Source organism: Streptomyces synnematoformans (assembly GCF_039531005.1).
Classification (GTDB): domain Bacteria; phylum Actinomycetota; class Actinomycetes; order Streptomycetales; family Streptomycetaceae; genus Streptomyces; species Streptomyces synnematoformans.
The window spans coordinates 1-9,931 of record NZ_BAAAPF010000265.1; the positions used below are offsets into that span (position 1 = coordinate 1).

The following is a 9,931-nucleotide window of genomic DNA, read 5'->3' on the forward strand; positions in this document are numbered from 1 at the left end:
CCGGCCCCTCCCCCGGCCGCGCCCTCGGTCCCACCACCGGCCGCACCCACGGCCCCGGTCGCGCCCCCGGCCGCGCCCGTGCCGACCCGGGTCATGGGGGCCGACGCCGTCGCGGAGCTGGAGCGCACGGCGCGCGAGCGGCTGCGCAAGCAGGTGGACGTGCACCTGCGGCTGCTGGACGTCATCGCCGCGTCGCCGCCCACCGACGCCGACCTGCTGACCGGGCTGAAGAACCTCAAGGACACGCACCTGCACCGGGTGGGCGGCATCCTGGCGGACGAGGAACGTGAGCTGTCCCGGCTGCGCGACCGCCGGGGCGGGGAGTCGCCGCGGGCCGCGGAGCCGTACGCCGCGCACCACGCGGAGTGGCTGGCCGCCCGCCGCAGCGCGCTCGACGGGCTGGACGGGACGCTGGTGCTCTCCGCGGCGCTGCTGACGGGGGACAGCCCGCGCCAGGCGCTGCTCGACGCGGTCGACGTGTTCCGGGTCCACCTGCTCGACCTGCGGGACGGCTGACGGCGCGGCCGCTCAGGCGTCGACGCACCCCGGGTGGCCCCAGCCGGTCGCGTTCTTGGCGATCGTCGTGCCGGCGGCGTACGACGCGCCGCAGCGGCAGCGGCCCGGGTACCTGGCCGTCATGCCCTTCCGGCCCGGCCCGCCCGACTTGCCCGCCCCGCCCGAACGCCGCCCTGCGGCGCCGCCCCTGCCGCCGGTGCCCCCGTCCCCGCTACCGCCCCCGGCCGGGACGTCCTCCGCCGTGGGCAGCGGCGAGCCGTACGCCGAGCCCGCCGGGTTCTGGGTGCGGGCCGCCTCGGCGGCGGCCGCGTCGGCGGCGGCGTTGTACGGGTCGCCGCCGGCCTGGTGCGCCCGGACGTGCACCAGCCGCACGTCGCGGCCCTCCAGCCGGTCGTCGATGGTGCGTACCAGCTCCAGGTTGGCCACCGGCTTGCCCGCGGCCGTCTTCCAGCCGCGCCGCCGCCAGCCCGGCAGCCAGTCGGTGACCGCCCGCATCGCGTACGTCGAGTCCATCCGCACCTCCAGCGGCGCGGCCGGATGCGTGGCCTCCAGCAGCCGCAGCAGGGCGGTCAGCTCGGCGACGTTGTTGGTCGCCCGGCCGAGCGGACCGGCCTCCCAGCGCACGACCGCGCCGTCCGGGCCGGCCAGCACCCAGGCCCACGCGGCCGGCCCCGGGTTCGGACTCGCGGCGCCGTCGCAGGCGGCGATGATCAGGTCGTCAGGCATGCGGCCGATTCTCGCATCCGGCGGCGCGGCCCCGTGCCGCCACCTGCGGCTCCGCCGGCACCCGGCGGCGAACGGGCGGGGGCCGGCGGGGCGGCGGCCCGGATCAGAGTTCTTCGAGCCGCCGGGCGAGGAAGCGGCGTTCGGGGGCGGTGGTGGCGAGGTCGAGGGCGCGCCCGTAGGCGGCCCGGGCGCGGGCGGTGTGGCCGAGGCGGCGCAGCAGTTCGCCCCGGGTGGAGTGGAGGTACAGGCAGCCGTCCAGGTCGAGGCTGCCGATGAGGCGCAGCGCCGTGTGCGGGGCGCCGGCCCGGGCGATGGCCGCGGCGCGGTTCAGCTGGACCACGGGTGAGCCGGTGAGCGCGGCCAGCCGCCCGTACAGCCGGGCGACCTGCGGCCAGTCGACCCGCTCGCGCGTCTGCAGCGCGGCGATGGCGGCCTGGAGGACGTACGGGCCGTGCTGGACGGGGCCGCCGAGCGCGACGGCCCCGTCCAGCACGGCCCGGCCCGCGGCGATGCCCTGCCGGTCCCACAGCGAGCGGTCCTGGTCCTGCAGCAGCACCAGTTCCGCGCCGCCGCCGCGGCCGTCACCGTCGCCATCGCTGTCACCGTCGTCGGCGTCGGGGAAGCGGGCGCGACGGCGGGCGTGGTGGAGGGTCATCAGCGCGAGCAGCCCGTGCGCCTCCGGCTCCCGCGGCAGCAGGCCGGTGAGGACCCGGCCCAGGCGCAGCGCTTCGGCGCCGAGGTCGACGCGGCCACGGCAACCCTCGTTGTAGATCAGGTGGATGACGGAGAGCACCGCGTCGAGCCGTTCGGACAGCCGGTGCGCGCCGGGCACGGCGAACGGGATCGCGGTCGCCCTGATCTTGGCCTTGGCCCGGGTCAGCCGGCGCCGCACGGTCTCCTCGGGGACCAGGAGCGCGCGGGCGATGTCGGCGGTCGCCAGGCCCCCCAGGGCCCGCAGGGTGAGCGCCGCCCGCGCCTCAGGCGCCAGCGCCGGATGGCAGCAGGTGAAGAGCAGCTCCAGCCGCTCGTCCCTGATCGATGCCGTCCCGTCCGCGTCGAACCGGCCGGACTCGATCAGGTCGTCGAAGTCGTCCACGGCCACGGTCGCCTCGGGCAGCAGCAGGTGGACCTTCCCGGCCAGGGCGCGTTCCCGGCGGATCCGGTCCAGCGCCCGGCGGCGGGCCGTCGCCACCAGCCACGCGCCCGGGTTAGCCGGCACGTCGGCGGCGGACCAGCGCTCGGCGGCGACCGTGAACGCCTCCTGCGCCGCCTCCTCCGCCCGGTCGAAGTCGCCGAGGAACCCGACGAGTGAGGCCAGCACCCGGCCCCACTCGTCCCGCAAGACCTCTGCCGACCCGTTCAGGACCGCACCACCGGCCTGATCTCCACGGTCCCGCCGAGGCGGAGGAGCGGTGCCCGCGCGGCCAGGTCCAGCGCCTCGTCCAGGTCGGCCGCCTCCACCAGACACACCCCGCCCAGCACCTCCTCGGTGTCCGCGAACGGCCCGTCGGTCAGCAGCGTCCGGCCCCCGGACCGCCGCACGCTCGTCGCCGACTCCGGCGGCAGCAGCCGGGCGCAGTCGCGGAACCGGCCGTCCTCGGCCAGCTCCGCGTACTCGGCCTGCGCGTCCGCGAGATCCTCCGCCGACAGCGACTCCGCCAAGCCCGGCTCGGCGTAGAAGAGCAGGGCGTACTGCATGGGCACCTCCTGGCACAACGATCTCGCACCGCTGTGACGAACGGCCCGCACCCCGTGGGACATCCGGAGGTTCTCGAACTTTCCGGCACCGACCGGACACGGCGCCGTCTGTGCGCCGCCCGTTGCCCGTTCGGGAGCCGGCGGCGGCGGGCCGGCGGCCGGGCGAGGGGCCCGGCCGCCGGCCGTGTGCGGGTGGGTGCCGGGGCGCGTCAGTCGAAGACGAACGGGCCCGGGTCCTGCGCCGCCGTGGCCTCGCAGGTCGCCGTCATGCCGAAGACCGTGACCGTCAGGGACGCGGCCTCCAGGGAGTCGCCGGAGGCGACGGTGCCGGTCAGCGGGCCCGTGTCGGCCGGGGCTTCGGCCGGGATGGCCGGGTTGGAGCTGCCGGTGAACTCCACCGTCTCCGAGCCGTTCTTGGTGAGCGTGAGCGTCGTGGTGGCGGAGTCGGCCGGGATGTCCGTCGGGGAGGTGATGGCGTCGGTGGTGATGGTGATGGTCGCGGCGGTGCCGTCCTGCGTGGCCTCCAGCGTCGCCGCGCCGGAGCCCCAACTGCCGCAGTCGAACGCGGTGGTGGCGGTCTGCGGCTCCACCGCGAGCGCGCTCGGCGCCGCCAGTAACAGCGCGCCCGCGACCGCGGCACCGACACCCAGGGCGCTGCGCGCCGCCGGCCTTCCGTTCGTCATGGAATACCTCGTCTCAGGGGGGTGGTGGGGGACATGACGGGGGTCGGGGTGGATCACCCCGGACACCTAGGCATTGAGGCAGGTCGCGCCCGGGGAGGGCAAGACCGCCCCCGCTGACCCGCCGGCCTCGGCATCGTGATTGCGCCACGTGCGTGCGGTCCTCTTGACGCCTGCCCCAGTCCGCCGGCCGCGCCCCGCCCGCACCCGTACGTCCCCGCCCGCGGGGCCGGCCCCGACCAGCGCGCGCACCCCCCGTCCGCGCGCCCCGTGCCGTACGGCGAGCCCCCCAGAGGGGTGACCACCAGTGCCCCGGGCTTTCGTGCCGTCGTTACCTGCCCGGTGGCGACCCTGCACCCTGCTCCCCCGGAAGGCGGCTCGTCCTCATGCAGCGCACCGACGCCGGCGCGGCGTGCTTCCCGCTCGCCGAGCTGCGGCACGCCGTCGACGCCGGCATCACCCGCTGGCTCGACCAGGGCGGCGCCGGCCCCGGCCCGCTGGCCGCCCCGCAGCGGTGGGCGCTCAGCCCGCCCGGCAAGTTCCTGCGGCCCCTCGTCCTCCTCGCGTCCGCCGGTGCCGTCGGCGGCCGGTACGACGCCGTCATGCCCGCCGCGGTGGGCGTCGAACTCGCCCACGTCGCCACCCTCGTGCACGACGACATCATCGACGGCGACGACCTGCGCCGCGGCAGGGACGCCGCGCACCGCAAGTTCGGCACGGCCCACGGGCTGCTGGCGGCCGACGCCCTGTTCTTCGCCCTCTTCCAGCAGCTCGGCGCCTGCCGGCGCAGCGGCGTGCCGGACCGCTCCGTCCTCGACGCCGTCGAGGCCCTCGGCGCCGCCGGGCAGCAGACCGCGCGCGGCGTCGCCCAGGAGGTCGCGCTCAGCGGCGGCCTGCGGGAGGTGGCCGGGCGGGCGGACGGCGGCATCGGGGCGTACGTGGAGACGGCGCGGCTGAAGAGCGCGTCGCTGTTCCGCGCCGCGTGCCACGTGGGGGCGCTGCTCGGCGGCGGGAGCCCGGAGCAGGCCGGGGTGCTCACGGCGTACGGGGAGGCGCTGGGGATCGCGTTCCAGATCCGGGACGACCTGCTGCCGTACGCGGCCGACGGCGACGGCGACAGCGGCAGCGGCGACGGCGGGCAGCGCGCCGGGAAGCCCGTCTGCAGCGACCTGCGCAACCGCCGCCCCGCCCTTCCCGTGCTCCTCGCGTACCGCCTCGGCGGCCGGGCCGAACGGGCGGCGCTCGCCGAGCTTTTCGACGGGCCGGCCGACGCACGCACCCGCCGGCGGCAGCTGGCACGGCTGACGCGGCTGGCCGGCGACACCGGCGCGCTGCGCGCGGCGCAGTGCATGGCGCGCGCGTACGTCGACCGCTGCCACCGCGCGCTCGCGCCCGTGCCGCCGGGGCCGGACCGCGACCGGCTGGCCCGGCTGGCGGACGAGGTGGCGGAGTCGGCGTACGGCCCCGCACCCGGAGGTGGACACCGTGGCCCCTGAGCCCGACCCCGCCCCCGCCCTCGACATGCCCCGCGGCGGGCCCCGCGCCGCCCGCTGGGACCGGCTCTTCGAGACCGACAAGGAGGAGTACATCGACCGCCCCGACTCCCCGGCCGCCTGCCGCCGGGCCCTCCGCGGCCTCGACCGGTTCCAGCGCCTCACCCTCGGCTACCGCACCTGCGCCCGCCTCACCGCCGCCGCGTTCGGCCCGGCGCCGGAACCGCGGGTCCTCGAACTCGGCGCCGGCTGCGGGCGGCTGTCGTACGGCATCCTCCGCCGCCACCCCACCGCCCTGGTCACCGCCAGCGACGTCAACCCGCGCGTCGTCGAGGCGCTGCGCGCCGGGCCGCTGGGCCGCCATCCGCGGGCCGGCTGCGCGGTGCTCGACGCGACCGCGATCGACGCCCCGGCGGACGCGTACGACGTGGCGGTGATGGCGATGTCCCTGCACCACCTGCCGCCGGCGGGGGTGGCGGCGCTGCTGCGCGAGGGCACGCGGGTGGCGCGGACCCTGCTGCTGGTGGACGGGTGGCGCCATCCGCTGTGCCTCGGCGCGGTGCCGCTGATGTTCCTGACCGGGGGCCCGGCCCAGGCGCACGACGGCGTGATCAGCCTGCGGAAGGTGTACGGCGCCGCCGCCGTCCGGGCGCTGGCGGGGATGTGCGGGGCGCCGGTGCGCGTGGACACCCGGTTCGCGCTGCCGGGGTACCTCGTCGCCACCGCCACCCGGGCGCCGCACGCCCCGCCGGCCGTGGCGCCGGCCGCCGCGCCGGCCGCCGGGCCGTCCCCTGCCCGTGCCCGTCGTCCCCGTCCCCGTCTCCGTACCCGAAAGTGAGCCGCACCCGGCATGCCCACGAGGACTCCCCTCTCCCCGCCCGCGCCCGCCGGCACCACCGCCGCCACGGCCGTGGCCGAGCTGTCCGAAACCGACGGCCCCCGCGCGGCCGTCGGCCGGTTCCGCAGCCCGCTGACGCGGATGCTGCTCGGCGGCGACGGGCTGACGACCACCCTGCTGGAGGCCTGGGCGGGGTCGCGGCTGCGGGTGGGCGACGTGACCGTCGACCTCGTACGCGCCGAGCACGCCCCGCACGCCGCCGCCGCGCTGCTGTCGGCCGCCGCCGCGCCGGGTGCGGATCTGCTCGTACGCCACTCGACGCTCACCGACGCCCGCGGCCGGCTGTGGTCGTGGAACCAGGTCGTCGCCGCCCCCGCCAGCGACCCCGCCCTGCGGCACTGCCTCACCGACCCCGCGGCGCCCCTCGGCCCCGCCCTGCGGGCGGCGGGTGCCGGGCTGGGGCGCACCGTCGTGCGCGCCGGGGTCACCCCGTGGCCGGCGGGGCCGCCCGGGCCGCGGCCGGCGGCGGCGTTCCGGACGTACCGGCTGTGGTGCGGTGACGAGGTGCTGGCCGCCGTCCGCGAGGTGTTCAACCCCGCGCACGTACCGGCCGGGCTGCGGGAGCCGGTGTGACGGCGGCGCCGGGGCCGCGGCGGCGGGTGCGTACGCAGGTCGCGGTCGTGGGCGCGGGGCCGGCCGGGCTGGTGCTGGCGAACGTCCTGATACGGGCCGGGGTCGACGCCGTGCTCGTGGAGCGCCGCTCCCGCACCGACGTCGAACGCCGCGCGCGGGCGGGTCTGGTGGAGCACCGGATCGTCGAGTACCTGCGCGCGCACGGCCTGGCGGACCGGCTGCTCTCCGACGGCACCCGGCACGGCTGGTGCGACTTCCTGTGCACGGGCCGGCTGCTGCGCTTCGACTACGCCGCGCAGTCCGGGGGCGTCCGGCACTGGGTTTACCCGCAGCAGCTCCTCGTCCGCGACCTCGTCGCCGCCCTCTGCGCGGCGGGGCGGCCCCCGGAGTTCTCCCGGCCCGCGGTCCGCGTGCACGCCGCCGCCGACGGCTCCGGGCCCGCGCGCGTCGAGTGCGCCGGGCTCGACGTCGACTGCGACTACGTCGTCGGCTGCGACGGCCCGCAGGGCGTCACCGCGCAGGCGCTCCCCCGCCAGTCCGCGCCGCGCGGCGACCTCGACGAGCGGTACCCGTACGACTGGCTCACGCTCCTCGCGGAGGTCGACCGCGTCGTGCCGGGCGTCGTGTACGCCGTCCACGAGGACGGCTTCGCCGGCGTCATGCCGCGCACGTCCCGTGTCGCCCGCCTCTACCTGGAGATCCCGGCCGGCGACGCCGTCTCCCACTGGACCGCGGCCCGCGTCCACGAGCGGCTCCGCACCCGGCTGTCCGGCACCCGGCCGTCCGGCGCGGCCCGCAGGCGCGGCGCGGGCCGGTCGGCGGCGGAGGCGGTGCCGCGGCTGGGGCGCATCGTCGAGACCGGCGTGCTGCGGATGCGCAGCCGCGTCCGGCAGCACTTCCAGCACGGGCGCCTCTTCCTGGCCGGGGACGCGGCGCACGTGCTGACGCCCTCGGGCGCGAAGGGCATGAACCTCGCCGTCGCGGACGCCGCCGACCTGGCCGACGCGCTCATCCGCCGCTACCGCGACGGCGACGAGGCGTACCTGGCCGGCTACACCTCCCGCCGGCTGCCGGAGGTGCTGCGCACCCGGGACCTCGCCGCCGGGTTCCTGGACCTGCTGCACCCGCAGGGGCGGCAGCCCGCGGACCGCCGCGCGGCGCTGGCCGCCCGGCTGGCGCGGATCACCGAGCTGGCAGAACCGGGCGCGGCGGGCGCCGCGTTCGCGCACTGGTACGTCGGCGCCGGCCCCGACCTCCCGCTCCCGCACTCCCAGGAGCCCACGCCATGACCCTCCCCGTGGCCGTCGCGGTCCAGGCGCGGGCCCTGTACGGCTTCTCCCGCGGCAACCAGGCCCTGCTCAGCATCGCGCAGCCCCTCGTCGGCGCCCTGCTGGCCACCGACCGCCCGGCCCCGGGGCGGCTGGCCGTCGCCGTCCTCGCCACCGCCGCCGCCTTCCTCGCGGTCTTCGCGGCCAACGACCTGTTCGACGCCCGCCTCGACCGGCGCAGCGCGGCGATGACGCAGACCCGCCGGGGCCCCGACATCGACGGCGCGGGCGGCCGGCACCCGCTGGCGCAGGGCAGGCTGCGCTTCGCGGCGGGGCTGGCGTGGGTGCTGCTGCTGGGCACGGTCTCGCTGGCGGGGGCGGTGGCGCTGAACCCGGTGTGCGCGGCGCTGTTCGTGTGCGCGGCGCTGCTGGAGGCGGCCTACTGCCGGCTCGCCACCGTCACGGCGTACAAGTGCCTGCTCAGCGGGGTGATGGTGGCGATCGGCGCCTGCGCGGGCTGGTTCGCCTTCTCCGACACCGTCGACCCGCTGCGGCTGGGGCTGCTGGCGCTGTGGATGGCGGCGTGGGAGATCGGCGGCCGGAACATCCCCAACGACCTCGCCGACATGGCCGAGGACACCCCCCTCGGCATCAAGACCGTGCCGATCGTCCACGGCCCCCGGGCCGCCGCCCGCCTCGCGGCCGCCCTCCTCCTCGTCGCCGCGGCGGCGGCCTGCGCCCTGGCGGTGGCGGCGTGGCCGTCGTACGGCGCGGTGGGCCTGGCGGTCACGGCCCTCACCGCGATCCCCACCGCCCTCGCCCCCGCCGCCCGCCTCCTCCGCCACCCCGACGGCGCCACGGCCCTCGCCGCGTTCAACCGCGCGTCGTTCCACCCGGTGGGGGTCCTCGTCGCCTTCACGGCGGGCGCGGCGGTGGTCTGACGCGTACCCCCGAGTCGTGCGGTGGGGGCGGCCGTTCGGACTTATAGTTCAGTATTTTCTGAATCCAGGGTTTCGTGTATCGTCCTGGGGGTGCTGACCACCGCCACGGACATCGACGTACTGGCCCGCTTCGGGCACGCCCTCGCCGACCCCATCCGCTGCCGCGTCCTGCTCGCCCTGCGCGAAGCCCCCGCCTACCCCGCCGAGTTGGCCGAGACGCTGGGCATCTCCCGCACCCGGCTCTCCAACCACCTGGCGTGCCTGCGCGACTGCGGGCTCGTCGTCACCTCGCCCGACGGGCGGCGCATGCGGTACGAGCTCGCCGACCACCGCCTGGCACACGCGCTGGACGACCTGCGCGCCGCCGTCATCGCCGTGGCGACCGACCGGACCTGCCCGGACGCCGAGGCCGAGGGCTGCTGCTGACATGGCGGCCGGGACCGGGACCGGCGCGAGCGCCGGCACAGACATAGGCACAGGCACAGGCGTCGGCAAAGGCAGCGGAGCCGGCGGAACCGGCGCCGGCGGTGGACCGGGGCCGGTCCGCGCGGCCCTGCTCACCCGCCGGATACGGTGGCTGGTCGCGGCGACGGTCGCGTACAACGCCGTCGAGGCGGCCGTCGCGCTCACCGCCGGGGTCCTCGCCTCCTCCGGCGCGCTGATCGGCTTCGGGCTGGACTCCGTCGTCGAGGTCTCCTCCGCCGCCGCCCTCGCCTGGCAGTTCTCCGCGGCCGACCCCGCCGCCCGGCAGGCCCGGGAGGGGCGGACGCTGCGGATCATCGCGGTGTCGTTCTTCGCGCTCGCCGCCTACGTCGCGGCCGACGCCGTACGCGCCCTGGCCGGCGGGGCCGAGGCGGAGCCGTCCGTGCCCGGCATCGTGCTGGCCGCGCTGTCGCTGGCGATCATGCCGTTCCTCTCCGCGGCGCAGCGCCGCGCGGGCCGCGAACTCGGCTCCGCCAGCGCCGTGGCCGACTCCAAGCAGACCCTGCTGTGCACGTACCTGTCGGCCGTCCTGCTGGTGGGGCTCGTCCTCAACGCGACCCTCGGCTGGGCCTTCGCCGACCCGATCGCCGCCCTGGTCAGCGCCGCCGTCGCCGTCCGGGAGGGCCGCAACGCCTGGCAGGGCGAGTCCTGCTGC

11 protein-coding genes and 1 pseudogene are annotated in these 9,931 nt (G+C 77.8%); 8 read left to right on the top strand and 4 right to left on the bottom strand.

All coding sequences use genetic code 11. The features are described 5' to 3' along the window. Positions 1-516 (top strand): annotated as a pseudogene (locus ABD317_RS28215) (hypothetical protein); the annotation flags it as partial. A 12-nt stretch (positions 517-528) separates the two neighbouring features. Here the strand turns inward: ABD317_RS28215 and ABD317_RS28220 are convergent. From ABD317_RS28220 to ABD317_RS28235, 4 genes are all read right to left on the bottom strand, one after another. Then, complete coding sequence (locus ABD317_RS28220) at positions 529-1,242, bottom strand: ribonuclease H family protein (protein WP_344293275.1); 714 nt, start codon at positions 1,240-1,242, stop codon at positions 529-531. 103 nt (positions 1,243-1,345) lie between these two features. Beyond that, on the bottom strand, positions 1,346-2,584 hold the full coding sequence (locus ABD317_RS28225) for an RNA polymerase sigma factor (RefSeq protein WP_344293277.1): 1,239 nt from the start codon (positions 2,582-2,584) through the stop codon (positions 1,346-1,348). 17 nt (positions 2,585-2,601) lie between these two features. Next, positions 2,602-2,940, bottom strand: a complete 339-nt coding sequence (locus ABD317_RS28230) for a YciI family protein (RefSeq protein ID WP_344293279.1) — start codon at positions 2,938-2,940, stop codon at positions 2,602-2,604. A 209-nt stretch (positions 2,941-3,149) separates the two neighbouring features. Beyond that, the gene (locus tag ABD317_RS28235; protein ID WP_344293281.1) at positions 3,150-3,623 is read right to left on the bottom strand and encodes a hypothetical protein; all 474 of its coding nucleotides are present in this window, start codon (positions 3,621-3,623) and stop codon (positions 3,150-3,152) included. Between the two features lie 383 nt (positions 3,624-4,006). On the opposite strand from ABD317_RS28235, the gene ABD317_RS28240 reads away from it, so the two are divergent. The 7 genes from ABD317_RS28240 to ABD317_RS28270 form a co-directional block, all read left to right on the top strand. After that, complete coding sequence (locus ABD317_RS28240) at positions 4,007-5,116, top strand: polyprenyl synthetase family protein (protein ID WP_344293283.1); 1,110 nt, start codon at positions 4,007-4,009, stop codon at positions 5,114-5,116. Beyond that, entirely contained in the window at positions 5,106-5,951 is an 846-nt protein-coding gene (locus tag ABD317_RS28245) for a class I SAM-dependent methyltransferase (RefSeq protein WP_344293285.1), read from the top strand. The genes ABD317_RS28240 and ABD317_RS28245 overlap by 11 nt, the downstream gene beginning before the upstream one ends. A 12-nt stretch (positions 5,952-5,963) precedes the next feature. Next, the gene (locus ABD317_RS28250) at positions 5,964-6,584 is read left to right on the top strand and encodes a hypothetical protein (protein ID WP_344293287.1); all 621 of its coding nucleotides are present in this window, start codon (positions 5,964-5,966) and stop codon (positions 6,582-6,584) included. Next, positions 6,581-7,873 carry an FAD-dependent monooxygenase gene (locus ABD317_RS28255; RefSeq protein WP_344293290.1) on the top strand — a complete coding sequence of 431 codons (1,293 nt, stop codon included), beginning with the start codon at positions 6,581-6,583 and terminating at the stop codon, positions 7,871-7,873. Before ABD317_RS28250 ends, ABD317_RS28255 begins: the two co-directional genes overlap by 4 nt. After that, a complete protein-coding gene (locus ABD317_RS28260; protein ID WP_344293293.1) occupies positions 7,870-8,793 on the top strand; it encodes a UbiA family prenyltransferase in 924 nt (307 codons plus the stop codon). Before ABD317_RS28255 ends, ABD317_RS28260 begins: the two co-directional genes overlap by 4 nt. A gap of 90 nt (positions 8,794-8,883) precedes the next feature. Further along, positions 8,884-9,219, top strand: a complete 336-nt coding sequence (locus ABD317_RS28265) for an ArsR/SmtB family transcription factor (RefSeq protein ID WP_344293295.1) — start codon at positions 8,884-8,886, stop codon at positions 9,217-9,219. A gap of 1 nt (position 9,220) precedes the next feature. Then, a partial coding sequence (locus ABD317_RS28270; RefSeq protein ID WP_344293297.1) for a cation efflux transmembrane domain-containing protein occupies positions 9,221-9,931 on the top strand: 711 nt, incomplete at its 3' end.

Excerpts from the sequence above, each read along its gene's own strand:
- ABD317_RS28220 (WP_344293275.1), bottom strand. The coding sequence starts at position 1,242 with ATGCCTGACGACCTGATCATCGCCGCCTGCGACGGCGCCGCGAGTCCG.
- ABD317_RS28230 (WP_344293279.1), bottom strand. The coding sequence starts at position 2,940 with ATGCAGTACGCCCTGCTCTTCTACGCCGAGCCGGGCTTGGCGGAGTCG.
- ABD317_RS28235 (WP_344293281.1), bottom strand. The coding sequence starts at position 3,623 with ATGACGAACGGAAGGCCGGCGGCGCGCAGCGCCCTGGGTGTCGGTGCC.
- ABD317_RS28240 (WP_344293283.1), top strand. The coding sequence starts at position 4,007 with ATGCAGCGCACCGACGCCGGCGCGGCGTGCTTCCCGCTCGCCGAGCTG.
- ABD317_RS28250 (WP_344293287.1), top strand. The coding sequence starts at position 5,964 with ATGCCCACGAGGACTCCCCTCTCCCCGCCCGCGCCCGCCGGCACCACC.
- ABD317_RS28260 (WP_344293293.1), top strand. The coding sequence starts at position 7,870 with ATGACCCTCCCCGTGGCCGTCGCGGTCCAGGCGCGGGCCCTGTACGGC.